This is a genomic window from Bradyrhizobium sp. WSM1417, from assembly GCF_000515415.1.
In the GTDB taxonomy this organism is placed as follows: Bacteria; Pseudomonadota; Alphaproteobacteria; order Rhizobiales; family Xanthobacteraceae; genus Bradyrhizobium.
On record NZ_KI911783.1, the window covers coordinates 7,349,525 to 7,373,634 of the forward strand.

Below are 24,110 nucleotides of genomic sequence, written 5' to 3' on the forward strand. Positions count from 1 at the left end.
GTTCGATTAGGGTTTCCGTGGGGCGCCGCCGCGGCGGCAGCAAGGCCCGGAACGCGTCGTCGGCCCGCGACGGAGCCCTTAATCCTGAGCGGACGAACCCTGCCCGAAGATGCGCCGGAGCAGATCGGTGACGTTCTTGGCGCCCGCCTTCCTCAGGATGCCGGCGCGATAGCCTTCGACCGTCCGTGCGCTCAGATGCATGCGCCGGGCGATCTCCTTATTGGTCAGGCCGGCGGCGAGATGCTCGAGCACGTCACCTTCGCGCGCGGTCAGGGGTTCGCAGCCGGGCAGCCAGCGCTGCCGGTTGGAGCCGGGCTGTGCGAACTCGTCGATGGCGGCATCGATCCGGTCGACGATGTCGCGGGTGCGGAACGGCTTCTCGATGAAGTCGGCCGCACCGCTCCTGATGGCATCGACCGCCATGGCGATACTGCCATTTGTCGCGGTCACCAGCACCGGCGCCATGCAGTTTTCCTCGCGCAGGCGCTTGAGCACGTCGAGACCAGAGCGATCGGGCGGCATCTCCAGCAGCACGCAGGCCGGCATCCGCGCCTTGGCCTCCGAGAGCAGAGACGCGCCGTCGGCGAAGCAGATCACGTTGTATGCGCTCTGTTGGAGCGCGGTGGACAATTGTTCGCGGGAGGCGGCATCGGTGTCGATGACGAATACCTCACCCTTGGAAAGCATGTTCCCCGGCATAATTCCGATCCAGCAATGTCTTTGGTCAAATGGTCCGAGACAGCAGCGGGGCCTCGTCGCGCCGCGCCGTCATGTGCACGGCATTCACGCCCGTGCTTCGGTTTCACTTATGTATGTTCCACCCGGTTCCCGGATTTGACGGATCGGGACACAAACTTTACATTTCGGGACATCTGCGGATGGCCGGCAGGAACGCGGCGATGACCGACCTCATTCGTAGCGCAGGCTTGAGCTATTACCCGGAGGTCGCCCGGTCGGTCGGGCTCGACCCCAAACAAATGATGCGCAAGGTCAGGCTGCCGCTGGCCTGCCTCGACAAGCCCGATACGCCCATTGCGGTCACAAGCCTGCGACGTCTGCTCGAATTGTCGGCCGAGGCGTCCGGAGCCGAAGATTTCGGCTTGCGGCTTGCCGAGCGCGGCGGGCTGACCAATTTCGGCGCGGTCGGCCTGATCGTGCGCGAACAGGCGACCGTTGGTGAAGCCATCGAAGCCTTCTCGCGCTTCATCCCGATCCATCACGACGGCATGAAGTTGGACGTCACCCGCGACAAGCAGACCGTCACCGTTACGCTGCACCTGCGCGGCCGACAGCCGACCGCGCCGCGCCAGTCGATCGACATGGCGCTCGGCAGCGTCCACCGCATCATCCAGTCGCTGTTCGGCAGCGATTGGCGGGCCCAGGAAGTGCACCTGCATTATCCACCGCCGCACGACCGCAAGCGCTATCGCGAGTTCTACGGCTGCCGTGTGACTTTCAATGCGGAGGAGGATTCGATCCTGTTGTCGGCACACGAAATGGAGCGCCGGATCCCGAGCGCGCATCCGCTGATCGCGAGCTATCTGCGCAAGCGGATCGAGGCAATCGAGACGCGGCCGGCAAGCTGGGAGGAGAAGGTCGACGAGGTCGTCCGTCTCTTGCTCGCCGGCGGCGACTGCACGGTCGAGCGCGTCGCCGAGCACCTCGCCTGCACCCGCCGCACCATCCACCGCCACCTCGCCGAAGCCGGCACCAGCTTCTCGGCTATCCTCGACGCGCAGCGCGCCGATCTCGTGGTCCAGCTGATCGACGATCCCGGCCGGCCGCTAGCCGACATCGCCGTGCAGCTCGGCTTCTCCGCACAGAGCGCAATGGCCCGCTGGTTCCGCGGCCGCTTCGGCTGCACCATCACCGCATGGCGCAAAGGCGTCCGGCCATTGGAATCACCGACCACGGCGACCGCGGCCTGAATTCAGCGGGCCGGGACGGGGACGCCCATGATGGCGAGTGCGCGGCGACGGCTGCCGGCGAGCAGCGGGCCGAACGCGATGGCAAAGCCGAGGAACGCAACGATCCAGCCGCAGGCGGCAAGGTGGAGCAACGCATCGCTGTGCGCCGGCCAAACCACCGCCGCGACCCGCGCCAGCGCCGCGACGATGATCGCGGCATAGATGGCTTGTGTCGCCGGCGAAGCCGTCAGCGCCTGTCCGGTATGGCCGAGACTTGCACGAGTCATCACCGCGAGCGTCATGGTTCCGGCCGCGCCCGCCATCCAGGCATGGATGCCGGCGCTCGGCGGCAACGCGCCGAAGACCGCAAAAGCATGCAGGAGGAAGCCGAGCGGCACGAAGACATAGCCGACATGGAGAATTACGAGCAGCCTCTCGCGGAAGGTGCGGTCACCAGCCCAGCGCGCAAGCCGCACCAGGTGCAGCACACCCACCAGTGCCATCACCGCCCCGGTAACCGTACTCAAGGGCGCGACGATCCACGCGATGATCGCAATTGCGCTGCACCCGATCACCACACCGTCAAAACGCCCGAACGGCACCGGGAGGCGGCCGGGGTTGAACTTGACCAGCCAGTTTCGGGTGAAGCTCGGGATGATGCGGCCGCCGATCAGCGAGATCGTCACAACGACCACGCCGATGCCGACGCGGATGCTGACATCGGCCGCACCCGCATAATGCGCTTCGAGATGGAAGGCGACATTGCCGGCGAGCAGCACGAGTACCAGCACCACGACGGGCAGGTTGCGCCAGTTGCCGCCGGCGATGATCTCGCGCGTTGCAGCGGCGACGACCAATGTCAGGAAGGCGGCATCAACGGCAAGCGCAAACGCCCAGCCGATATCCGCGGACAGCGTCACCGCGATCCGCCCGGCGAGCCAGACCGCCACCAGCGCGCCCAAGGACGTCCCCTGGATGGGCAGCCGCCCGGTCCAGTTCGGGATCGCCGTGAACAGGAATCCCGTGATCACCGCCGGCAGGAAGCCGTAGAGCATCTCATGGACGTGCCAGTCGCGCGGCGCGAAAGCGGAGCTCACCGACAATTCGCCATAGAACATCGGCAGCCAAGCCAGGATCGAAAGCCCTGCCTGGATGGCGGCGAGCAGGAAAAACGGCCGAAAGCTGTTCGCAAACAGCGGCCAGCCCTCAAAGTTGCGGGATCGGACGCCAGCCATGGGTCAACTCCAGTCGATACAAATCGTCGCCTGGAAAAATACTGCCGTCCGGCCGGCCCCCTTTTGAGCTAGCGCAAACACCCTGACGATTGCAGGTGTCATCACACTTCCAGCGCCAAGGAGGCAGAATGGCCAAGGTCGACACATCGCTGGTTGCGCATTTGCCGCTGTTTGGGGGTGTCAAACCGGAGGACCTCGAGGAGATCCTGCGCGAAGCCCGCTCAGTGCGCTATCCCAAGAACAGCGCCATTTTCGAGCAGGGCGCGGACGCGCAATCCTTCTTCCTGCTGCTGCACGGCCATGTTCGCGCGGCCAAGACCACACCGACCGGCGAGCAGATCGTGGTGCGCTATGTCGCGCCGGGCGAAACGTTCGGTCTGGCAATGGCGATCGGGGCCGCACGCTATCCGGCCACGGCGATCGCGGTCGACGACAGCGTCGCCTTGGTCTGGCCGACCTCGGCATGGCCGCGACTGGTCGAGCGATTTCCCTCGCTTGCCGCCAACACGCTCCAGACCGTCGGCACGCGGCTCCAGGAGAGCCACACCCGGATCCTGGAAATGTCGACGCAGCAGGTCGAGCAGCGCGTCGCGCATGCGCTGCTGCGCCTCGCCAAACAATCCGGCAAGAAGCTCGACCACGGCATCGAGATCGATTTCCCGATCAGCCGCCAGGACATCGCTCAGATGACCGGCACCACGCTGCACACCGTGAGCCGCATCCTGAGCGGCTGGGAACAGCAGGGGCTGGTCGAGAGCGGCCGCCAGCGCATCATCCTGCGCGATCCCCATGGGATCGTTGTGCTGGCGGAGCGGAGCCCCGACAGCGGCGCGGCTTAGCTCTTTCTCCCTCGCCCCGTTCTTACGGGGAGAGGCGTAGGCGGCCTTCGGCCGCCGTTGTTAGAACGCCGATGCGAAGCATCGGCTATGGTGAGGGGCCCTCTCTCCGCGTATGAGATCGTCGAGAGACCTGTACCCCCTCACCCGGATCGCAAGGGCGATCCGACCTCTCCCCGCAAGCGGGGAGAGGTGAAAAAAGAAAAATAGGGGTGAAGGGTGCTTCCGCTTACGGCGAAAGCGCCCCTCACCCGGGAATCCGCGCGCGGCCCGCGCGAATTCCTGACCGGTTCACGCCGGCACGCGGTCGCACAATGCGGCGAGGAATTTGTCGCGATCGATGCCATGCTCGCGGCAGGCGTCATCGACCGTGTGAAAGGTTGCGATCGGACAGCCCACGCAAGCCATCCTGAAGGCGAGAAACACGCGGATCGTGTGCGGCGCCGTGCGCATGATGTCATCGACCAGATCGTCGGATCCAAAAGGCATGGACAACAACTCCGTTCCGAAACCACGATAGCGGAGCAGGCGAGAATCTCTTTGTCGAAGCGCAAGCTGGCCCGTCATTCCGGCATGACGGTAAGGTGATCTCACACCGCCCGGCTGTGCAACTGCTTCGCGGGATCCAGATGCGCGTCGAACGCGGCTGCGACGCTGCGCACGAGAAAGCGGGAGTCCTTTGCGACTGCGATGCGGTCGCCATCCAGTCTCACGACGCCGTCGGAAATCAGCGGCTTCAGACGCGATGCCGATTTCAGCATTGCCCCGGCCTCTGCGCCATGACGCGCGCAGATGTCGCCGAGATCGGCGCTGAACTCGCACATGATGCGTTCGATGATGTCGGCGCGCAGCCGGTCGTCGTCGGTGAGCCCATAGCCTTTCGCGGTGGCCAAATGGCCCGCGGCGATGCTCTGCGCATAAGCGCCGATCTGCACCTCGTTCTGGACATAGCCCTGCGGCAGATGTCCGATCGCGCTCGCGCCGAAGCCGAGCAGAACTTCGCCCTTGTCGGTGGTGTAGCCCTGAAAATTGCGCCGCAGCGTGCGTTGCTCGAAGGCCACAGCCATGGAATCGTCCGGCCGCGCGAAATGATCGAGCCCGATCTGCACGTAACCGGCCTCCTTCAACGCATTGGCGATCGCGCAGGCCTGGTCGTGGCGCGCAAGGCCGTCGGGCAGCACGGCCTCGTTGATCATGCGCTGGTGCTTCTTGAAAGCAGGCACATGCGCGTAGCCGAACACCGAGAAGCGGTCGGGCCCAAGCTCGAGCGAACGTCGCACCGTATCCAGGCACGAGGCAACGGTCTGGTGCGGCAGTCCGTAGATCAAATCGAAATTGATCCCGTTGATGCCGGCGTGCTGGAGCATGTCGACGACGGAAGCCGTCTGCTCAAAGCTCTGCACACGGTTGATCGCGCGCTGCACGACGGGGTCGAAGCTCTGCACGCCCAGGCTCGCGCGATTGACGCCGGAGAGCCGCATGGCCTCGACCATGTCGGCCGTCAGCGTGCGGGGATCGATCTCGACCGCAATCTCGGCCGACGGCAGCACGAAGAACGATTGGCGCATCGCCGCCATCAACTCGGCAAAAGCCTCCGGCGCCATGATCGTCGGCGTGCCGCCGCCGAAATGAATGTGCTCGACCTTGATGCGCCGGCCGATCGTCTCGGACACCTGCGCGATCTCGCTGCGAAGCGTACGCAGATAGGCCGCGATGAGACCGTCTCGACGGACGATCTGGGTATGGCAGCCGCAATACCAGCACATCTCGCGGCAGAACGGCACGTGCAGATAAAGCGACGCGCTAGCCGCCGCCGGGAGCTCCGCCAGCCACCGGGCGTAGGCGTCCTCGCCGATCGCCGGCGAGAAATGCGGAGCGGTCGGGTAGCTCGTGTAGCGCGGCAGTCGTTCTTCGCCGTAACTCGCCGCAAGATCGGCTCTCATAATCTTACCCATTCGTATATCAATGCTGCGCAGTGGGACGGCGCATCCGGGATGGCACGAAATTACCCGTTTTCGGGTGCGAAACTTTGCGCTCGCTCAAAGTCCGAGCACCGGATCGGAGCCATGGTGACATGTGATGATTGCCCTCTGGAGACAGGTTATGGCGTCGTTCGCGCTCGATCTCGTTCTGTGGCTCACCGGCGTTCGCGGCCATATCCCGCGCTTTGACGATTTTCGTCCCGTCCCCACGACGCCCACCGTTGGCGCCAGCCACCTGGTCCGCGTGATGGTCATCACGGCCGCCGTTCTCGCCGCGCTGTCGCTCGCGGTTTGGGGCACGGTCTGGATTGCGATCCAGTTGCTCTAGTCGAAGACAATCCATTCACAATAAACGCAATTGAATATGCGAACGATTTGCGGCCGACGCGGCTGACGTCGGGCGCCATCGCGTCTTTGGTATCGCCGATGCGATCTTCGACAAACTCCTAAGGGTTTTACTGGAGGCGAATACGGCAAAAGCTTGTTGCAGCGCAAACACGGTTGCCGCGATCGGCGCACACTGCATTCCGTCATCAAAACCATTTTAGATGAAGGATGCTTCCGATGTTCACCCGCCGAGCCGCATTGATCAGCGCCGCCGCCACCGCCTTGATGCTGGCAACACCCGCCTTGGCTGCCGACGATCTCAAACTGCCGCGCCAGAAGGTCGAGTTGGTCGCTCCGCCGTTCGTGCACGCGCACGAGCAAGCGACCAAGCAGGGCCCCAAGATCGTGGAGTTCACGCTCACGATCGAGGAGAAGAAGGTCGTCATCGACGAGAAGGGCACCACCTTCCAGGCGATGACCTTCAACGGCTCGATGCCAGGTCCGATGATGGTCGTGCACGAGGGCGACTACGTCGAAACGACGCTGGTCAATCCCGCATCCAACTCCATGCCGCACAATATCGACTTCCATTCCGCGACCGGTGCGCTCGGCGGCGGTGCGCTCACGCTGGTCAATCCCGGCGAGCAGGTCGTCTTGCGCTGGAAGGCGACCAAGACCGGCGTGTTCGTCTACCATTGCGCACCGGGCGGCCCGATGATCCCCTGGCACGTCGTCTCCGGCATGAACGGCGCCGTGATGGTGCTACCGCGTGACGGCCTCAACGACGGCAAGGGCCACGCACTGAAATACGACAAGGTCTACTATGTCGGCGAGCAGGACATGTACGTGCCGCGCGACGACAAGGGCAATTTCAAGTCCTATGAATCGCCGGGCGAAGCCTTCACCGACACCGAAGAGGTGATGAAGAAGCTGATCCCCTCCCATGTCGTGTTCAACGGCAAGGTCGGCGCGCTCACCGGCAAGAATGCGCTCACCGCCAATGTCGGCGAGAACGTGCTGATCGTGCATTCGCAGGCCAATCGCGACAGCCGTCCGCATCTGATCGGCGGCCATGGCGATTATGTCTGGGAGACCGGCAAGTTCTCCAACGCGCCGGAGACCGGGCTCGAGACCTGGTTCATCCGCGGCGGCTCGGCGGGAGCTGCGATGTACAAGTTCATGCAGCCCGGCATCTACGCCTATGTCACGCACAATCTGATCGAGGCCGCCGACCTCGGCGCCACCGCGCACTTCAAGGTCGAAGGCAAGTGGAACGACGATCTGATGACGCAGGTGAAGGCCCCTGCCGATATCCCGCCCCCCAACACCAACTAGACGCGATGAGGGGCCGGTAATGACCGGCCCCTTTTTCTTGGGGAACGACCATGCTAATCGCATTCAAGCTGAAACTGCTACTCGCCTGCGCCGCCGGGCTTGCAGGACCGATCGCGGTGGCGCCGCTGGTGTCGGACATCGGGACCCACGGCACGGCGGCGGAGCCCGCCATCGTCAGGGTCGCGCCGGGCAGCCTGTCCTATCGCGAGGCTGGCGATTTCACGCGCGCCGGGCAGCAGGCGGAAGCGCCGCTGCGCGCGATGCGCTTCGAGAGGCCGCTGCACATCATGCGGCATCAGGTCTCGTCTTCCGACTATCAGATTTGCGTACAGGAAGGCGCTTGCCGCGCGCTTGATCGCGGCGTGGCAATCGCCTCCGATCGGCCTGCGGTGCAAGTGAGCTGGCACGATGCCGAGGCCTATGCCGGTTGGCTCTCGCGCAAGACCGGTCACGGTTACCGCCTGCCGAGCGACGCGGAATGGGCGTTTGCGGCCGGCTCAAGATTCAGGGATGACGGCCTTCCGGTGGACGCAGCAGATCCATCGAAGCGCTGGATCGGCCGCTACGAGCGTGAATCAGAACGCGACCTCTTCGACACGACGGCCTATGCGTTCGGCAAGTTCGGTTCGAACGAGCACGGCATCGAAGATCTCGCCGGCAATGTCTGGGAGTGGACCTCGACCTGCTTCGTGCGCTCACGGATCGACGCGGCCGGCAATGCCGGCAAACCGACCGTGAACTGCGGCGTGCGTGTCGCCGAAGGTGCGCACCGCGCCTATGTCACCGATTTCATTCGCGACGCCCGCGCCGGTGGCTGCGCGCAAGGCGTGCCGCCCGCCAATCTCGGCTTCCGCCTGGTGCGAGAGGAAACGTCCTGGGTCGCCAGCGTATCGGCGCGGTGGAGCAAGACGTGGGCGGCGAGGTCGTGAGTGATCGTAGCGTCATGGCCTTCGCCAGCACGACACCGGGAATTCACGTCGCCCGCGCGAACATGCGAAAGCCCGGCGCACCGATGATCGCCTCGAAGGCAGGATCGCGCTTCTCCTCGGCAAGGACAAAGCCGGCCTTGGCATAAGCGCGCTCGGCGGGATCGTTGCCGATCAGGAACGATATTGTCGCCCGGGCAAATCCAGCCGCCCGCCCCTTGTCCAGTGCGTGGGTGATCAGCGACTGCACGAGACCGCGACCACGATATGCGGGATCGGTCGCGACATGCTCGACCATCCAATCGCCCTCGCCGCCCTGAACCCAGCAGGCGCGCGTGTAGCTGGCGCGTTGACGGATGGCCTCCAGCTCTGCCGGGGCGAGCCCGGACGCGGCGGCGACGTCCTCGATCGCACGCCAAGCTGCTGGTCCCGTGCCGGCCGCCGGCAGCGCACACAAGGCGGCAGCAGGCTTGCCATCGATCTCCGCGACCAGAAATTGCGAGACGTGCCACATCGACACTGCGCGGGTGACTGCGACGCGTGCGATGAAATCGCGGCACTGTGTTTCAGGCCAGCCGAGCGCGACGTCGAACCAGCCGCGCTGCCGGTAGCCACGCTGCGATGACAGGATGGTTTGTGCGATGAAATCGGCGTCTTCGGGACGCGCAGACCGTATCGTCATGCGCGCCCCCTTTCGCGAAAACCTTACGTGTTCTTCAGCGCGATGCGGAATTCGGCTTCGGTCTTGGCCTTGACCTCGTCGAGCGAGACGCCGTCGGCGAGCTCGATCAGCGCCATACCGCCGTTGCCGTGCTTGTCGATCGTGAAGACCGCCAGATCGGTCACGACCATGTCGACCACGCGCTCGCCGGTCAGCGGCAAATTGCACTGCTTCAGGAGCTTTGGACCGTCCTTGGCCGAATGCTCCATCACCACGACCACGCGCTTGACGCCAGCGACGAGATCCATCGCGCCGCCCATGCCCTTGACCATCTTGCCGGGGATCATCCAGTTGGCGAGATCGCCGTTCTGGGCCACCTGCATGGCGCCGAGGATCGACAGATCCATGTGGCCGCCACGGATCATGCCGAAGGAATCCGCGCTCGAGAAATACGAGGTCGACGGCAGCTCGCTGACGGTCTGCTTGCCGGCGTTGATGAGATCGGCGTCCTCTTCACCCTCATAAGGGAACGGGCCCATGCCGAGCATGCCGTTCTCGCTCTGAAGGCTGACGTCCATGCCGTCCGGGATGTAGTTCGAGACCAGCGTCGGGATGCCGATGCCGAGATTGACATAATAGCCGTCACGCAATTCCTTCGCGGCGCGCGCAGCCATCTGTTCACGGGTCCAGGCCATGTGGTTCTCCTGATACGCTTAAGCGGCGGTGCGCGGGCGGGTGTTGCGGAATTCGATGCGCTTCTTGGCCGTTCCGACCTCGACGATGCGCTTGACGAAAAGACCGGGCGTGTGGATGTGGTCGGGATCGAGTTCGCCGGCCGGAACCAGATGCTCGACCTCGGCCACCGTGACCTTGGCGGCCGTCGCCATCATTGGGTTAAAGTTGCGCGCGGTCTTGCGGTAGATGAGGTTACCTGCGGTGTCGCCCTTCCAGGCGTGGACGATGGCGAGGTCGGCGAACAGGCCGCGCTCCATCAGGTATTTCTGTCCGTCGAATTCCTTCACTTCCTTGCCTTCGGCGATCAGGGTGCCGACGCCGGTCTTGGTGTAGAAGGCCGGAATGCCGGCGCCGCCCGCGCGGATGCGCTCGGCCAGCGTGCCCTGCGGATTGAATTCGAGTTCCAGCTCGCCGGCGAGGAATTGCTGAGCGAACAGCTTGTTTTCGCCGACATAGGACGAGATCATCTTCTTGATCTGGCGGGTTTCGAGCAGACGGCTGAGGCCAATGCCGTCGACGCCGGCATTATTCGAGACCACCGTCAGGTCCTTGACGCCGGAGTCGCGGATCGCGTCCGACAGCGTCTCGGCGATGCCGCAGAGACCGAAGCCGCCCGACATGATCATCATGCCGTCTTTCAGAACGCCCTCGAGAGCCGACTTGGCGTCGGGATAGACCTTGTTCATGCAAATAACCTTCGAGTGAACCTTCGGCTTGCAGGCGTCGCGCCTTAGTGGCGGCGATTATTAGGCGAAATCGTCCGAAGCCGTCAATGATACGGGGTTCTCCGCTCCGCCCGTGGGTGATAGAAGCTGCCCAAGCCGTGGGCGCAACCGTTCCCGCGGCCTTGAAAGCGACAAGAAAACCCATCAAGTTGCGGCACTTAACACAATAGGTCCTGGGCGTGGGGCGCGCAGGTTTCCCGGCCCGCCTTCTGGCTCCAGCGACCAACTCGATCAGGACATGCCATTGACCATGGCCCAAGGAATGAAGCGCCTCGGGACGCCGATCGCGGCGCTGCTCGGCGTGGCGCTGATCGCCCTGATCGCGACCTCATGGCTCATCAATCGCGACGCGTTGCGCAAGGCCGTGGAAACGCAGATCCGCGACGTCACCGGACTCGAGGTCAATGTCGCAGGCGCGATCGACATTTCGGTGCTGCCGGCAAGCTACATCTCCTTCCATGACGTCGGCCTGAAGGGCGGCGGCACCAGCGATCCCGCGCTCCATGTCGACGTGCTCACCGCGAACCTGCGGCTGCTGCCGCTGCTGCTGCAACGGTTCGAGATCGCCGACCTGACGCTGCTGCGGCCGCGCATCCATGTCAGCCTGAAGCCGGACGGCGAGAGCAACTGGACGCCGTTCATCCAGACCATCGCGCGCACCATGAAGCCCGGCGCCGAGAATCAAGTGTCGTTCTCCGAGATCCGGATCCAGGACGGCGTGCTCAATTACGAGGACGCTGCCACGCACGGCACCGAGAAGTTCGAGGATATCGACCTGTCGCTGGCCTGGCCCTCGATCTCGCGCTCCTTCGCCGCGACCGGACAGTTCGACTGGCGCGGCGAACGGGTCGATGGCTCGATCAGCTTTTCCGATTTCGTCGCCGCCCTCTCCGGCGAGCGCTCGGGGTTGAAGGCGCGGATCGCGAGCGCACCACTCAAGCTCGCCTTCGACGGCAGCGTCGCCAACCGCACCAGCCCGATGATGGAGGGCACGCTCACCATCGACAGCCCGTCCTTGCGCAACGCGCTACGCTGGACCGGCCAGCCGCAGCCCGCCAGCGGCGGCTTCGGCCGCTTTGCGCTGAAGGCGCGCGCCAATGTCGTCGGCGCCTCGATCGCGCTCACCAACGTCAATGTCGAGCTCGACGGCAACACCGCCGAGGGCGTGATGACCTACGCCAATAACGGCCGGCAGACGCTGCAGGCGACGCTCGCAGCCGACGCGCTCGACTTCACACCCTATATCTCGACCTTCCGCCTGCTCGCGAGCGGCGCGCGCGACTGGAACAGGCAGCTGTTCGACCTCAACGCCTTGTCGACCACCGACCTCGACATGCGCCTGTCGGCCGCCAAGCTGACGGTCGGGGCGTCGAAACTCGGCCGCACCGCGATCGGCGCGAATCTGCGCAACGGCACGCTGGCGCTCTCGGTCGGCGAGGCCCAAGTCTATGGCGGCATCGCCAAGGGCTCGTTCGGCATCGCGCGCTCCGACACCGTCGCCGACATCAAGGCGCAATTCCAGTTCACCGACGTCGACCTTCAGGCCTGCGCCTCCGAGCTGTTCGGTATCAACAAGCTGTCCGGGCGCGGCAACATCAACGTCTCGCTCCTCGCGTCCGGCTCGAGCCCGTTCGGCCTCGTGCAGTCGCTCGACGGCAGCGCCACCGTGACCGGGCATGACGGCGCGATCGCGGGCTTCAATGCCGAGCAGCTCCTGAAGCGGCTCGAGCGGCGGCCGCTGTCCGGCGGCGGCAATTTCCGCAACGGCTCCACCCCTTACGACAATCTCACCATCGCGGTGAAGTTCTCCGACGGCGTCGCCACCGCCGAGGACATCCGCGTCGAAGGACCGGCGGCGAAGATCACGATGACCGGCACCGCCTCGGTGCCGGCGCGCGAATACGACATGAAGGGCGTGGCCAGCCTCAACAGCTCATCGGGGTTCGAATTGCCCTTCGTGGTGCAGGGCCCCTGGGACGACCCCTTGGTCTTCCCTGATCCGGAAAGCCTGATCCGCCGCTCGCCGGCCTCTGCGCCGCTGCTCGACATGCTGAAAGACCGCAAGCCGGGCGACGCAGTGCGCTCCGCGATCGAGCGCATCACCGGCACCGGAAAACGTCCCGCACCGGCCGAATCGCCGACGGCGGAGAACGCCAAGGAAGGCGCGAAGTCCAATTAAGGACCGCGATCATACGGCATGAGCCGATCGGCGCGAATTGATCAGGGCGCATTGATGCGGCGATTGGATCGATGCGCCCATTAAGCATCTCCTCTCGCCCGACACCCCCACGACCTATGTCTGACAACAAGCCGCTAGATCGGACTACCGGCATGCGCTAGTGTTTTATACGACCGGTTAAAAACACCGGCCGTTTGAGGGAGAAAAACGTGAAATCCAAGGTTATTGGCGCAGTATCACTGGCGGTCGCTGCGGCCGGGCTGTTTGCAGCCGCTGCACCCGCATTTGCGCAGCAGAAGACGATTACGGTCTGGTGGGGCAAGGGCTTCTACCGCTCCGAAGACGATGCGCTGATCGAGACGATCAAGAAGTTCGAAGCCAAGACCGGCATCAAGGTCGAATTGTCGCAGTACGCGATCCAGGACATGATTCCGAAAACGGTTGCGGCGCTCGATGCCGGCACCGTGCCCGACGTCGCCTATTCCGATTCCTATGACGTGCAGGCGCAGGGCAAGTGGGCCTATGAGGGCAAGCTCGAGGACCTCACGGATGTCATGGAGCCGATCAAGGGCCGGTTCGTGCAGAACACGCTGGATGCATCGATCCTCTACAACGACGTCACCAAGAAGAAAGCGTATTACGGCTTCCCGCTGAAGCAGCAGAGCATGCACGTCCAGATCTGGAACGACATGCTGGAGAAGGCCGGCTTCAAGCAGAGCGACATTCCGACCGACTGGGCGGGCTACTGGACGTTCTGGTGCGACAAGGTGCAACCGGGAATCCGTAAAGCCACCGGCCAGCGCATCTACGCCGTCGGCCAGCCGATGGGCGTGGAATCCACCGACGCCTTCCAGTCATTCTACACCTTCATGGACGCCTACCACGTCAAGCTGGTGGACGACGACGGCAAACTCACGGTCGACGATCCCACGGTCCGCGAGAACCTGATCAAGGCCATGAAGGACTACACCGACACCTACATCAAGGGCTGCACGCCGCCGTCCTCCACGACCTGGAAGGATCCGGACAACAACGTCGCGTTCCACAACAAGACCATCGTGATGACCCACAACTTCACGATCTCGATCGCGGCTAAGTGGTACGAGGACTCGCAGAACCAGGCGCTCACGCAAGAGCAGCGCGACGCCGGCAAGAAGGCCTATGAACAGGACATCATCACGGCGTCCTTCCCGAAGGCGCCGGATGGGTCGACCATCCGCTACCGCTCCGACGTCAAGACCGGGCTGGTCTTCAGCGTGGCCAAGAACAAGGCCGAGGCCAAGCAGTTCATCAGCTTCCTGCTCCAGGAAGAGAACGTGCGGCCCTATATCGAAGGCGCGCTCGGCCGCTGGTTCCCGGTGACGAAGGAAAGCCAGGCCAGCCCGTTCTGGCAGGCCGACAAGCACCGCAAGGCGGTCTACGCCCAGTTCACGGGCGGCACCGCGCCGTTCGACTTCACCAAGAACTGGAAGTTCACGATCCTCAACAACGAGAACGTGTGGGCCAAGGCGATGAACCGGGTGGTCAGCGAGAAGGTTCCGGTCGACAAGGCCGTCGACGAACTTATCGCCCGCATCAAGCAGGTCGCGGGTTAAGTCATCATCCCCTCGCCCCGCCCTGCGGGTGAAGGTATAAGAACAGTACCGGCCGCGTTTCGCGGCCGGCAACTCTTTGAAGAGTCCAAAAAGAATGGCGATTACGCTCTCTGGCGATCAGTCGATCCCCGCACCGCCCTTGTCGTCGCGGCTGACCCCGACGCAAATCTGGGGCATCGTGCTGCTCGCACCCTATTTGCTCGTTTTCCTCGCCTTCGTCGTCTACCCCGTCTGTTACGGGCTATGGCTGGCGCGGGCCCCGTCGAATTATGTCGCGCTCTATAACGACCCGATCTTCGCGCGCGCCGCCGTCAACACGCTGATCTTCCTGGTCATCGGCATCAACATCAAGATGCTGATCGCGCTGTTCCTGTCCGGCTTCTTCGCGCAGCAGCGCACCTGGATCAGATGGCTCTCGGTGGTCTTCATCCTGCCCTGGGCAGTGCCGTCGATCCCGACCATTCTGTCGGTGCGCTTCATGTTCAACCCCGAATGGGGCATGGTCAACCACTTCATCTTCTCCTTGACCGGAGACGACGGCCCGAACTGGCTGAACGACCCGACGGTGGCGCTAACCATGGCGATCGGCGTCCACATCTGGAAGTCGCTGCCGTTCTGGACGCTGATCCTGATGACCGGACGGCTTGCGATCGCGCAAGATCTGTTCGAGGCCGCCGAGGTCGACGGCGCGAGCTGGTGGCAGAAATTCCGTTACATCACCTGGCCGTCGCTGCAGATGCTCTACATCACCTGCACGCTGCTCTCGATGATCTGGACGCTCGGCGACTTCAACAGCGTCTATCTGCTCACCGGCGGCGGCCCGGCCGACCTCACACACGTGTTGTCGACGCTCGGCATCCGCTATCTCCGGCTCGACCAGCTCTCGCTCGCGATGGCCTCCATCGTCTGCGCGATACCGTTCGTCCTCCCGCTGATGTACTTCATGATGAAACGGTTGTCGCGATGAAGCTTCCCTCTCTCCGTGACGTCGCGACCGAGGCGCGGCTGCTCCTGATCGGCATTCCCGTCCTGCTCTGGACGATGATCCCGATCTATCACATGTTCCTGTTCGCGATCTCGCCGAAGGAGGACGCGTTCTCGGGCAAGCTGTGGCCGGATCATCCGACGCTGCACAACTTCGAAATCGTGTTCAAGCAGCAGCATTATTTCCTGCGCGACTTCTACGTGCAGTTCTGGAATTCGCTGGTGATCGCGGCGGCCGTCGGCGTGCTGACGCTGGTCATCGCGACCGCGGCGGCGTTCTCGATCTCGCGGCTGCGTGTGCCCGGCGGGCGCATCGTGATGAACCTCGCGCTGTTCACCTATTTCATCCCGGCGGCGTTCCTCGCGGTGCCGATGTATCGCACCATGGGCAATTACGGCCTGCTCAACAATCACTGGTCGCTGATCCTGGCCATGGTGACGATCGCCAGCCCTTACGCGATCTGGGTGCTCAAGCAGGCCTCCGACAAGCTGCCGGTCGAGCTGGACGAGGCCGCCGTGATGGACGGCGCGACCACCCTCCAGATCTTCCGCCTGGTCTACTTGCCGCTGATGATGCCCTCGCTGGTCGCGATCGGCACTTATGCGGTGCTGCTCGCGTGGAACGAATACCTCTACGCGTTCCTGCTGCTCTCGAACGACCGCGAGATCACGCTTCCCGTCGCGCTCGGCAACTTCCTGGCCGCCGACGACTCGCCGTGGGAGCTGTTGATGACGACCGGCTTCATCTACGCGCTGCCGCCGGCGGCGATCTACTACGCCTTCCGCCGCTACATGGTGGGCGGGCTCACGGCAGGTGCGGTGAAGTCCTAAACATCGGCCGCGCGCTTGCTGCGATAGGCGATCAGAAGCGCGATCGTCGAACCGATGAAATAGCCGGCGGTCGCGCCCGAAATGGAGCGGCCGACGATGACGGCCAGCGCACGATCGCCGGCATCGATCGCCGAGATCACGCCGACCGTGTATTGCAGAGAGAACACGACGAGGTTGCGGATAAGCGCAAACGCGTCGCCCGGGCGGACGATCTCGCCTGTCTTGTGATCGACGTCGAACGGGCGCGGCGTCAATACGCCGATCGGCAACAACGCCAACGCGGACCCGCCCCAGGCAATCAGCGGCCACGCGCTGTCCTGATGCCCGAAGCCGATCCGGGATATCCCCCAGACGATGAACACGACTGGCACGATCAGCGCACGCCAGATCGGCGTCGTGCGCGGCTGCATCGCCTGCACACCTTGCCAGATGAGATAGGCAAGCAGTGCGAAGACCCAGACCGGCGTATGCACCAGGACCTGGTAGGTGAATGTCACAATGCCTCCTCTCTCAAAGCGGCGCCGCGCTCTCGCCCTGCGAACTCGACAGTTTCGAGGCGAGCGAGGCGATCACGATGACGACCGCGATCAAGGCGATCACCAGCGTGCAGATCGCATTGATCTCGGGCTTCACTCCCAGCCGCACCTCCGAATAGATCCGGATCGGCAGCGTCGCCGAGCCCGGGCCGGTGGTGAAGCTCGCGATCACGAGATCGTCCAGCGACAGCGTGAAGGCGAGCATCCAGCCCGCGACGATCGCGGGCGCGATCAGTGGCAGCGTCACGGCGACGAACGCGCGCACCGGGTCGCAGCCGAGATCCATCGCGGCCTCTTCCAATGAACGGTCGAGCGAGCCGAGGCGGGACTGCACGACGACGGCGACGAAGCACATCGTGAGCGTGGTATGGGCGATCGTCACCGTCCAGAAGCCCCGCTCGGCGTTCAGCGCCACGAACAGCAGCAGCAGCGACAATCCGGTGATCACCTCCGGCATCACCAGCGGCGCATAGAGCATGCCGGAGAACAAGGTGCGGCCGCGGAATCGCTCGCCCCGCGACAGCGCCACGGCGGCAAGCGTGCCGATCAGGGTCGCAATGGTCGCCGACGAAACCGCGACGCGCAGGCTCATCCAGGCCGCCTCGATCATAGCACGATCATTGAAGAGCTCGTGATACCAGCGCAGCGACCAGCCGCCCCACACCGTCACCAGGCGCGAGGCGTTGAAGGAATAGATGACGAGGATCAGGATCGGCAGGTAAAGGAAGGCCAGACCCAGCGCAAGCGAGGCGACGTTGAAGCGGGACAGACGCGAGAGTTTGCGCATCGTCTCACCGCCCCTGTTCCAGCTGCCGCTTCTGCAGCCGTTCATATAGCAGCAGCGGCACCAGCAGCACCAGCAACAGCACGATGGCCGCGGCGGAGGCGACCGGCCAGTCCTTGTTGGTGAAGAATTCGAGCCACAGCGTCTGGCCGATCATCAGCGAATTGGAGCCGGCCAGGAGATCCGGAATGACGAACTCGCCGACGATGGGAATGAAGCACAGCAGCACGCCAGCGCCGACGCCGGGCAGCGACAGCGGGAAGGTGACGAGCCAGAACACCTGCCAGCGCGGCGCGCCGAGATCGGAGGCGGCCTCCTCCAGCGCGGGCTCCATTTTGGCCAGCGTGGCGTACAGCGGAAGGATCATGAACGGCAGGTAGGAATAGACGATGCCGATATACATCGCACTGTCGGTGGAGAGCCATACCACCGGTTGGCTGACCAGATGCAGCGCCAGCAGGATCTGATTGAGCAGGCCGTCATGCTGGAGGATGTTGATCCAGGCATAGATGCGGATCAGGAACGAGGTCCAGAACGGCACGATCACCAGCACCATCGCCACGGCCTGCCAGCGCGCCGGCAGCCGCGCCATGCCGTAGGCGATGGGATAGCCGATCAGAAGCAACAGCGCGGTCGCGGTGACGGCGACGGTGAGGCTACGCACATAGGCGAACAGGTAGATATCGTCGGAGGCGAGCAGCCTGAAAGTGTCGACCGACAGCGCGGCAAAGGCGGTCTTCAGCGCCCCCCATCCCGCCATCAGGTCGAACACCGGCTCGTAAGGCGGCTGCGCGATCGCCGTCTGCGAAAGGCTGATCTTCAGCACGAAGCCGAACGGCACCAGGAAGAAAAGCACCATCCAGACATAGGGCGCGATCGCGGCAAGGCGAGCCGGTCGCGCAAAGATGCGGCGCGCGCTCATGACGGCAGCACCACGCAGTCGTCGGGCGTGAACCAGGCGACGACAGGCTGGTTCAGGCTGTAGGCGTCGACGTCGAGGCGCGCGTTGTTGGCGACCGAAGCCTGCAGCATCCCGCCGGCGTCGAGCTTCACCTTGTAAGTGGTGGTGCCGCCGAGATAGCAGATGTCGGCGATCACGCCGTCCAGCTGGTTGATCGCCGTTTCATGACCGGCTTCCCTCACCGGCCCACGGCGCGACAGCTTGACCTTTTCGGGGCGGATCGCAACCGATAATCTGCCCTCGCCGAACGGCTCGCGCGGCTCCGCCACCACCAGCGTGCCCGCATCGCGCGTGCCGATGACCAGACGATGACCGTCGCGCAATTTGGACTCGGCGTCGAACAGGTTGACGTCGCCAACAAACTCCGCGATCCAGCGCGAGCGTGGCGCCTCGTAGAGTTCGCGCGGGCTAGCGACCTGCGCGAGCTTGCCGTCTCTCATCACGCCGATCCGGCTCGCCATCGTCATCGCCTCTTCCTGGTCGTGGGTGACGATGATGAAGGTCATGCCGAGCCGGCGCTGAAGCTCCATCAGCTCGCCTTGGGTGTTTTCGCGCAACTTCTTGTCGAGGGCCGCGAGCGGCTCATCGAGCAGGAGGAGCTGCGGCCGCCGCGCCAGTGCGCGCGCCAACGCCACGCGCTGGCGCTGCCCCCCGGAGAGCTGGTCAGGCTTGCGCTTCTCCAGCCCATCGAGCTTCACCAGCGCAACCATCTCCGCCACGCGCGTGGCAATGTCGGCGCGCGCCATGCCGGCGCGCTTCAGGCCGAAGGCGATGTTGTCGCGCACCGCGAGGTGCGGAAACAGCGCGTAGTTCTGGAACATCATGTTGATCGGCCGCTCATGCGGCAGCGCCTGCGCGATGTCCTTGCCGCCGAGCAGGATGCGCCCTTGATCCGGCGCTTCGAAACCGGCGAGCATGCGCAGAAGCGTGGTCTTGCCGCAGCCGCTGGGGCCAAGCAGTGCAAAGAACTCGCCGGCCTTGATGTCGAGCGACACGCCGTCGACGGCCCGGAACGTCCCGAACGTCTTGGCGACGCCCTCAATGCGCAGCAGCGGCTCGCCGGCCGCGAACTGCGTCTCTCCGACCGCATCCGCAGCAGCGTCTGTTCTGGGCAACTCGTCAGTCATGGTCCCTTGCCAACCCCAATCCCGCCGCACGCTAGCGGCCGATCGTCCCCAGCTCAACCGGTTAGAGGCGGTTCGTTCACGCATTCGCCATGAACGCAGCCAGCGCATCGCATTCCTGCGCTGAGATCGTCAGACCGAGCTTGGAGCGGCGCCACAGGATGTCCTCGGGAAAACGCGCCCATTCGCGGGTCATGAGATGGCGCACCTCGGCGCCCGTCAACTCGGGACCGAAGGCGGGGCCGAGATCGTCGCGCGTCTTCGCCTCGCCAAGCACATCCGATAACCGCGAACCATAGGCCGCAACGAGGCGTTGGGCCTGCGGCTCGGACAGAAAGCGCCAACGGTCACGCGCAAGATCGACCTCAGTGTCGAAACGATCCCACGCGAAATCTCCGCCCGGCAGCGCCGCGCCTGCGGTCCAGGGCGGCGACATCGGATAGAACGGCGTCAACTTCGTCACCGCGCGCTCCGCGCGGAGGCGCGAGGTGGTGACGTCGCCGCCGAACATCGTGATCAGCGGCGCCTTGCGCCGGCGCGCGTGGAACAGCGTCGTGCCGTCACGCCCGCGCGCGGACGCCAGCGTCAGGTTGACGCCGGAGACCGCGCGCACCACGTCGGTCGGGGCGACGCGCTCGCGGAAATAGCGGCTGGCCGCTTCGCAGAGATAGCCGATGTCGGCCCCCCGCATCGCGACGATCGCGGGATCCCCGGTGAAATCGTGCGTGACTGTTCCGATCAGCGTGAAATCGCGATCGAGAGGACTCGCGAAGATCAGCCGGCCGTCACTGTTCTGGAAGACGTAGACGTTATCGGAATCGAACAGCCGCGGGACGATGATCTGGCTCATCTGCATCGCCGCCATGGCGGGTTGCGGCTGCCGCAGCACGGTTTCGGCGACCATCGACGTCCAGCCGCCGGTGGCGTTGGCCAGTGCCCGGGCCGTGATCGTGCGGCGATGGCCGCGGTCGACCACCGCGAGCCGCCATGCGTCGGTTCGATCGGCGCGCGCACAGCGCGCTCCAGTCCGAATCACGGCGCCGCGCTCGGCCGCATCCAGTGCCGTGAGCACCACCAATCGTGAATCGTCGACGACGCAATCCGAATATTCGAAGGCCGTACCGAATGGTCGTTTCAGCGCGTTGCCGACCGGATGATGTGTGATGTCGAGGGTCGCCGTTGCACGCAGGCCGCTCCGGCTGGTGAGGCTGTCGTAGAGGAGCAGGCCGACGCGCAGCAGCCATGGTGGGCGCTCGTCGGAATGCGCCGGGATCACGAAGCGCATCGGACGAACCAGATGCGGCGCGATCCGAAGCCAAATCCGGCGCTCGACGAGCGCCCGGCGCACCCGTCGGAAGCCGCGCCGTTCCAGGACCGAGAGATCGCCGTGGATCAGCCGCGGTGTTGCCGAGGACGCCGCGCCGCCCAGATCGCCCTGCTCCAACAGGATGACCCGCAGGCCGCGGCCGGCGGCATCGCGCGCGAGGCTGACACCGTTCAGGCCGCCGCCGATGATCGCAAGGTCGTAATCCGCCATGAAGCCGTCGACTAGGAGCGAACGAAGCGCCCACCATCACTAGAGCCATTTCCGTTCCGATGAAATCGGAACGGGGCTCTAGATTCTAATTTTGGCGCGTTTTCTTGACGCGGACCGGCATCCACTTCGCTCGAAAACGCTCTAGCCGGTCTTGAGCGCAAGCTCCATGACTTCCGCGCGACCGACGAGGCCGGCATATTTCCCGATCGGCAGGGGCTTGCCGAGCAGATAGCCCTGCACGCCGTCGCAGCCTTCCTCGGCGAGGAAGACGAGCTGTTCCAACGTCTCGACGCCCTCGGCGACGATCGACATGTCCAGGCCATGGCCGAGACCGATCACGGCGCGCACGATCGCCGCCGATTGCGGGTTGCGGCCGAGATTGATGATGAAGGCGCGGTCGATCTTGATCTTGTCGAACGGGAACGCCTGGAGATAGCTCAGCGAGGAATAACCGCTGCCGAAATCGTCCATCGAGATGCGCACGCCGAGCGCCTTGAGCCGGCGCAACAGCGCGAGACCACGATCAAAGTCCTCGATCAGTACGCCCTCGGTGATCTCGAGCTCCAGCCGGCCGGGTGCGAGACCCGTCTCGATCAGGATGGAATGGACGAGCCCGACCACGTCGCCGTGCATGAACTGCGCCGGCGACAGATTGACCGCGACCTGAAGCGGCGTCGGCCAGGACGCGGCCTCACGGCAGGCCTCGCGCAGGATCCACTCGCCCATCTCGACGATCAGGCCGCTTTCCTCCGCGATCGGGATGAACTCGGCCGGCGAGACCTGGCCGCGCACCGGATGCTGCCAGCGTGCCAGCGCCTCGAAGCCGATGATCTCGCTCTCGGCGACGCTGTGGCCCGCGGCTCCCTGCGGCTGGAAGGCGAGCGAGAGCTCGCCGTTCTTGATCGCCATCGAGAGGTCCTGATGCAGCACGCGGCGATCGCGGATCTGCTGGTCCATCTCAGGTTGGAACAGGCTGATCGTGCCGCGCGATTTCTGCTTGGCGCGGAATAGCGCCGCACCGGCATTGGCGAGCAGCGAGGCGGCGTCGGCGCCGTTGTGCGGGAAGACCGACATGCCGGTGGTGACACCGGCGCGGACCGGCCGGCCGTCGATCTGGAATTCCTTAGCGATCGCATCACCGATCTGCTGCGCCAGGGCGAGACCTGCCTCCGGCTGCTTGCCGTCGATGATCAGGCCGAACTCGTCGCCGGACAGGCGCGCCACCACGCCGCCGCGCGCGGAGTCCTGGAGCCGCTGGGCCACCTCCACCAGGAGCTTGTCGCCGTGCGCATGACCGAAGACGTCGTTGACCTCCTTGAGGCCGTCGAGGTCGACGCACAGAACCGCGAACTCCTCGCCGGTGCCCTCGCAGGCCTCGATCATCTGGGTCAACGCCTGCAGGAAAGCGGCACGGTTCGGCAAATCGGTGAGGCCGTCGTGATAGGCCATGTGCGCCATGCGCGACTCGGTCTGCCGGCGATCGGTGACGTCCTCGTGGGTCTTGATCAGATATTGGGGCTCGCCGGTCTCGCTCAGCACGGTGGCGCGGCGGGTGAGGAACAGCCGCAGCCCGTCCTTGGTGGAGATCGGGTGCTCTTCGGTGATCATCCCACGCTTCTTGATCGCGGCTTCGTCGCGCGCGATGATCAGCTTGGCTTCCTTGGGATTGAAGATGTCGGACGCGGTCAGGCCCGTGGCTTCCTCGCGCCTGCGGTTGAGGATCGTCTCCGCGCTGCGGTTGGCGAGCAGGTAGCGGCCGTCCTTGACCTGCTCGACGATCAGGGCCACCGGGATGTTGTCGACCACGAGCTCCAGGAACTTCTTCGTGCTCTCCAGCTCCTTCGACAACGAGCGGCGGTCGGTGATGTCCTCAAACACGAGCATCAGGAATTCGGGCTTGTTGCTCTCGTTGCGGACCACGATCCGGATCGAGGCAACCATGCGTCGCTCACCGGCGCGGTCGACCTCGAATTCGTTGCGAAACTGACCGTCCGGCGAATCGAGTGCCGCCCGGTCGGTCGCCTCGATGCTGTCGGCCGAGGCAGGCGCAAACAGCTCGCGCGCGATCTTGCCGACGACATGGTCGCGCGAGAAGCCCCAGAACCGCTCATAGGCGCTGTTGGCGAAGATGTAGCGGCCATCTTCGATGTTCTTCGCCGCCACGCAGGCCGGCACGTTGTCCAGCAATGTTTCCAGGAACTGCTTGGTGGAGGCGAGCTGCCGCGACAGTCTGCGTTGCTCGCTGACGTCCAGATGCGTCGTCACCGAGCCGCCATTTGGCAGCACGAAATATTTCACCAGGATGGCCCGCCCGTCCGGCAGTTCGGTGATCAAGCCGTTGGTGCTTGCCGCCTTCTCGTAGAACTCGTCGTTGGAGGCGGCGCCGAGCACCCCGCGCTTGCGTCGCAGCTCAAGGAGTTCGTAGCCGTCCATGTTGGCCCAGAGATCCGACCGCGCCAGGCCGTAAATCTCGATATAGCGATCGTTGCAGAAGATGATGCGCCGCTGCGCATCCGTCATCACCACGCCCTGGTTGAGATTGTTCATCGCGGAGGAGACAAAGGCATTGCGCCGCAGCTGCAGACGCCTGGTCCGGCGCAGCGAGGAATGGATCCACAGCGCGATCGCGGCGAGGAACGAGCAAATCACGACGCCCGCGATCAGGGCTTCCCAGATCACGTTGGGATCAAGCTCGCCGAGATAGCTCGGAGGGCTGAACCTGTCCGAGAGGGCAAAGGCGCGCGCAGGCGCCGCCGCTGCGGCCAGGCACACGACGGCCTGCACCGCAATCGGAAGCGCGCTGCCCGCGTGCCAGTTCTTCTCAGCCATCAGCCACCCGCGATTTCAACGTCGGATTGTCTGGCCTCGCGGGTTTGGATCGGGTAAACGCCTGTCCGCGCAACGGAAAAA

Annotated in this window: 22 protein-coding genes; 9 read left to right on the top strand and 13 right to left on the bottom strand. The window is 64.5% G+C overall.

What is annotated here, in order from left to right:
- Nucleotides 1-78: 78 nt before the first annotated feature.
- A complete protein-coding gene (locus BRA1417_RS0135970; protein ID WP_027519960.1) occupies nucleotides 79-699 on the bottom strand; it encodes a response regulator transcription factor in 621 nt (206 codons plus the stop codon).
- Between the two features lie 200 nt (nucleotides 700-899).
- Between BRA1417_RS0135970 and BRA1417_RS0135975 the strand changes: the two genes are divergently transcribed.
- On the top strand, nucleotides 900-1,928 hold the full coding sequence (locus BRA1417_RS0135975) for an AraC family transcriptional regulator (protein ID WP_027519961.1): 1,029 nt from the start codon (nucleotides 900-902) through the stop codon (nucleotides 1,926-1,928).
- A 2-nt stretch (nucleotides 1,929-1,930) separates the two neighbouring features.
- On the opposite strand, the gene BRA1417_RS0135980 is transcribed toward BRA1417_RS0135975, so the two are convergent.
- Nucleotides 1,931-3,142, bottom strand: a complete 1,212-nt coding sequence (locus BRA1417_RS0135980; RefSeq protein ID WP_027519962.1) for an NnrS family protein — start codon at nucleotides 3,140-3,142, stop codon at nucleotides 1,931-1,933.
- A 128-nt stretch (nucleotides 3,143-3,270) separates the two neighbouring features.
- Here BRA1417_RS0135980 and BRA1417_RS0135985 point away from each other — a divergent pair, with 128 nt between their 5' ends.
- Entirely contained in the window at nucleotides 3,271-3,981 is a 711-nt protein-coding gene (locus tag BRA1417_RS0135985) for a Crp/Fnr family transcriptional regulator (RefSeq protein WP_027519963.1), read from the top strand.
- Between the two features lie 288 nt (nucleotides 3,982-4,269).
- Here BRA1417_RS0135985 and BRA1417_RS0135990 read toward each other — a convergent pair whose 3' ends face one another.
- Together BRA1417_RS0135990 and hemN are read right to left on the bottom strand one after the other, a co-directional pair.
- A complete protein-coding gene (locus BRA1417_RS0135990; RefSeq protein ID WP_007596228.1) occupies nucleotides 4,270-4,467 on the bottom strand; it encodes a DUF1858 domain-containing protein in 198 nt (65 codons plus the stop codon).
- 101 nt (nucleotides 4,468-4,568) lie between these two features.
- A complete protein-coding gene (hemN, locus tag BRA1417_RS0135995; RefSeq protein WP_027519964.1) occupies nucleotides 4,569-5,921 on the bottom strand; it encodes an oxygen-independent coproporphyrinogen III oxidase in 1,353 nt (450 codons plus the stop codon).
- A 160-nt stretch (nucleotides 5,922-6,081) separates the two neighbouring features.
- Between hemN and BRA1417_RS0136000 the strand changes: the two genes are divergently transcribed.
- From BRA1417_RS0136000 to BRA1417_RS0136010, 3 genes are all read left to right on the top strand, one after another.
- Nucleotides 6,082-6,288 carry a hypothetical protein gene (locus BRA1417_RS0136000; RefSeq protein WP_027519965.1) on the top strand — a complete coding sequence of 69 codons (207 nt, stop codon included), beginning with the start codon at nucleotides 6,082-6,084 and terminating at the stop codon, nucleotides 6,286-6,288.
- Nucleotides 6,289-6,524: 236 nt separating this feature from the next.
- Entirely contained in the window at nucleotides 6,525-7,622 is a 1,098-nt protein-coding gene (gene nirK, locus BRA1417_RS0136005) for a copper-containing nitrite reductase (protein WP_027519966.1), read from the top strand.
- A 50-nt stretch (nucleotides 7,623-7,672) separates the two neighbouring features.
- Nucleotides 7,673-8,551 (top strand): SUMF1/EgtB/PvdO family nonheme iron enzyme, encoded by an 879-nt coding sequence (locus BRA1417_RS0136010; protein WP_027519967.1) that lies wholly within the window; start codon nucleotides 7,673-7,675, stop codon nucleotides 8,549-8,551.
- Between the two features lie 43 nt (nucleotides 8,552-8,594).
- Here BRA1417_RS0136010 and BRA1417_RS0136015 read toward each other — a convergent pair whose 3' ends face one another.
- From BRA1417_RS0136015 to BRA1417_RS0136025, 3 genes are read right to left on the bottom strand one after another with little or no spacing between them, the layout of a single operon-like run.
- A complete protein-coding gene (locus BRA1417_RS0136015; RefSeq protein WP_027519968.1) occupies nucleotides 8,595-9,230 on the bottom strand; it encodes a GNAT family N-acetyltransferase in 636 nt (211 codons plus the stop codon).
- Nucleotides 9,231-9,253: 23 nt separating this feature from the next.
- The gene (locus tag BRA1417_RS0136020; protein ID WP_027519969.1) at nucleotides 9,254-9,904 is read right to left on the bottom strand and encodes a CoA transferase subunit B; all 651 of its coding nucleotides are present in this window, start codon (nucleotides 9,902-9,904) and stop codon (nucleotides 9,254-9,256) included.
- 18 nt (nucleotides 9,905-9,922) lie between these two features.
- Nucleotides 9,923-10,630 carry a CoA transferase subunit A gene (locus tag BRA1417_RS0136025; RefSeq protein ID WP_007596238.1) on the bottom strand — a complete coding sequence of 236 codons (708 nt, stop codon included), beginning with the start codon at nucleotides 10,628-10,630 and terminating at the stop codon, nucleotides 9,923-9,925.
- Nucleotides 10,631-10,919: 289 nt separating this feature from the next.
- On the opposite strand from BRA1417_RS0136025, the gene BRA1417_RS0136030 reads away from it, so the two are divergent.
- The 4 genes from BRA1417_RS0136030 to BRA1417_RS0136045 all read left to right on the top strand — a co-directional run bounded on the left by BRA1417_RS0136030 (nucleotide 10,920) and on the right by BRA1417_RS0136045 (nucleotide 16,258).
- Nucleotides 10,920-12,848: an AsmA family protein gene (locus BRA1417_RS0136030; RefSeq protein WP_027519970.1), complete on the top strand. Its 1,929-nt coding sequence runs from the start codon at nucleotides 10,920-10,922 to the stop codon at nucleotides 12,846-12,848.
- A gap of 209 nt (nucleotides 12,849-13,057) precedes the next feature.
- Entirely contained in the window at nucleotides 13,058-14,443 is a 1,386-nt protein-coding gene (locus BRA1417_RS0136035; RefSeq protein ID WP_027519971.1) for an ABC transporter substrate-binding protein, read from the top strand.
- 94 nt (nucleotides 14,444-14,537) lie between these two features.
- Nucleotides 14,538-15,410: a carbohydrate ABC transporter permease gene (locus tag BRA1417_RS0136040; RefSeq protein WP_027519972.1), complete on the top strand. Its 873-nt coding sequence runs from the start codon at nucleotides 14,538-14,540 to the stop codon at nucleotides 15,408-15,410.
- Nucleotides 15,407-16,258, top strand: a complete 852-nt coding sequence (locus BRA1417_RS0136045) for a carbohydrate ABC transporter permease (protein ID WP_007596245.1) — start codon at nucleotides 15,407-15,409, stop codon at nucleotides 16,256-16,258. Before BRA1417_RS0136040 ends, BRA1417_RS0136045 begins: the two co-directional genes overlap by 4 nt.
- Here the strand turns inward: BRA1417_RS0136045 and BRA1417_RS0136050 are convergent.
- From BRA1417_RS0136050 to BRA1417_RS0136075, 6 genes are all read right to left on the bottom strand, one after another.
- Nucleotides 16,255-16,755: a DUF6622 family protein gene (locus BRA1417_RS0136050; protein ID WP_027519973.1), complete on the bottom strand. Its 501-nt coding sequence runs from the start codon at nucleotides 16,753-16,755 to the stop codon at nucleotides 16,255-16,257. The genes BRA1417_RS0136045 and BRA1417_RS0136050 overlap by 4 nt on opposite strands.
- Nucleotides 16,756-16,768: 13 nt before the next feature.
- Nucleotides 16,769-17,581 (bottom strand): ABC transporter permease, encoded by an 813-nt coding sequence (locus BRA1417_RS0136055; RefSeq protein WP_027519974.1) that lies wholly within the window; start codon nucleotides 17,579-17,581, stop codon nucleotides 16,769-16,771.
- 4 nt (nucleotides 17,582-17,585) lie between these two features.
- Nucleotides 17,586-18,500, bottom strand: coding sequence for an ABC transporter permease (locus BRA1417_RS0136060; RefSeq protein ID WP_027519975.1), 915 nt, complete (start codon nucleotides 18,498-18,500; stop codon nucleotides 17,586-17,588).
- Complete coding sequence (locus BRA1417_RS0136065; protein WP_027519976.1) at nucleotides 18,497-19,666, bottom strand: ABC transporter ATP-binding protein; 1,170 nt, start codon at nucleotides 19,664-19,666, stop codon at nucleotides 18,497-18,499. Before BRA1417_RS0136065 ends, BRA1417_RS0136060 begins: the two co-directional genes overlap by 4 nt.
- A gap of 76 nt (nucleotides 19,667-19,742) precedes the next feature.
- Complete coding sequence (locus BRA1417_RS0136070) at nucleotides 19,743-21,200, bottom strand: glycerol-3-phosphate dehydrogenase (protein ID WP_027519977.1); 1,458 nt, start codon at nucleotides 21,198-21,200, stop codon at nucleotides 19,743-19,745.
- A gap of 141 nt (nucleotides 21,201-21,341) precedes the next feature.
- Nucleotides 21,342-24,029, bottom strand: coding sequence for an EAL domain-containing protein (locus tag BRA1417_RS0136075; protein WP_027519978.1), 2,688 nt, complete (start codon nucleotides 24,027-24,029; stop codon nucleotides 21,342-21,344).
- Nucleotides 24,030-24,110: the final 81 nt, after the last annotated feature.

Coding starts and splice junctions, on each gene's coding strand:
- BRA1417_RS0135970 (WP_027519960.1), bottom strand. CDS start 699: ATGCCGGGGAACATGCTTTCCAAGGGTGAGGTATTCGTCATCGACACC.
- BRA1417_RS0135975 (WP_027519961.1), top strand. CDS start 900: ATGACCGACCTCATTCGTAGCGCAGGCTTGAGCTATTACCCGGAGGTC.
- BRA1417_RS0135980 (WP_027519962.1), bottom strand. CDS start 3,142: ATGGCTGGCGTCCGATCCCGCAACTTTGAGGGCTGGCCGCTGTTTGCG.
- BRA1417_RS0135985 (WP_027519963.1), top strand. CDS start 3,271: ATGGCCAAGGTCGACACATCGCTGGTTGCGCATTTGCCGCTGTTTGGG.
- BRA1417_RS0135990 (WP_007596228.1), bottom strand. CDS start 4,467: ATGCCTTTTGGATCCGACGATCTGGTCGATGACATCATGCGCACGGCG.
- hemN (WP_027519964.1), bottom strand. CDS start 5,921: ATGAGAGCCGATCTTGCGGCGAGTTACGGCGAAGAACGACTGCCGCGC.
- BRA1417_RS0136000 (WP_027519965.1), top strand. CDS start 6,082: ATGGCGTCGTTCGCGCTCGATCTCGTTCTGTGGCTCACCGGCGTTCGC.
- nirK (WP_027519966.1), top strand. CDS start 6,525: ATGTTCACCCGCCGAGCCGCATTGATCAGCGCCGCCGCCACCGCCTTG.
- BRA1417_RS0136010 (WP_027519967.1), top strand. CDS start 7,673: ATGCTAATCGCATTCAAGCTGAAACTGCTACTCGCCTGCGCCGCCGGG.
- BRA1417_RS0136015 (WP_027519968.1), bottom strand. CDS start 9,230: ATGACGATACGGTCTGCGCGTCCCGAAGACGCCGATTTCATCGCACAA.
- BRA1417_RS0136020 (WP_027519969.1), bottom strand. CDS start 9,904: ATGGCCTGGACCCGTGAACAGATGGCTGCGCGCGCCGCGAAGGAATTG.
- BRA1417_RS0136025 (WP_007596238.1), bottom strand. CDS start 10,630: ATGAACAAGGTCTATCCCGACGCCAAGTCGGCTCTCGAGGGCGTTCTG.
- BRA1417_RS0136030 (WP_027519970.1), top strand. CDS start 10,920: ATGGCCCAAGGAATGAAGCGCCTCGGGACGCCGATCGCGGCGCTGCTC.
- BRA1417_RS0136040 (WP_027519972.1), top strand. CDS start 14,538: ATGGCGATTACGCTCTCTGGCGATCAGTCGATCCCCGCACCGCCCTTG.
- BRA1417_RS0136045 (WP_007596245.1), top strand. CDS start 15,407: ATGAAGCTTCCCTCTCTCCGTGACGTCGCGACCGAGGCGCGGCTGCTC.
- BRA1417_RS0136055 (WP_027519974.1), bottom strand. CDS start 17,581: ATGCGCAAACTCTCGCGTCTGTCCCGCTTCAACGTCGCCTCGCTTGCG.
- BRA1417_RS0136060 (WP_027519975.1), bottom strand. CDS start 18,500: ATGAGCGCGCGCCGCATCTTTGCGCGACCGGCTCGCCTTGCCGCGATC.
- BRA1417_RS0136065 (WP_027519976.1), bottom strand. CDS start 19,666: ATGACTGACGAGTTGCCCAGAACAGACGCTGCTGCGGATGCGGTCGGA.
- BRA1417_RS0136070 (WP_027519977.1), bottom strand. CDS start 21,200: ATGGCGGATTACGACCTTGCGATCATCGGCGGCGGCCTGAACGGTGTC.
- BRA1417_RS0136075 (WP_027519978.1), bottom strand. CDS start 24,029: ATGGCTGAGAAGAACTGGCACGCGGGCAGCGCGCTTCCGATTGCGGTG.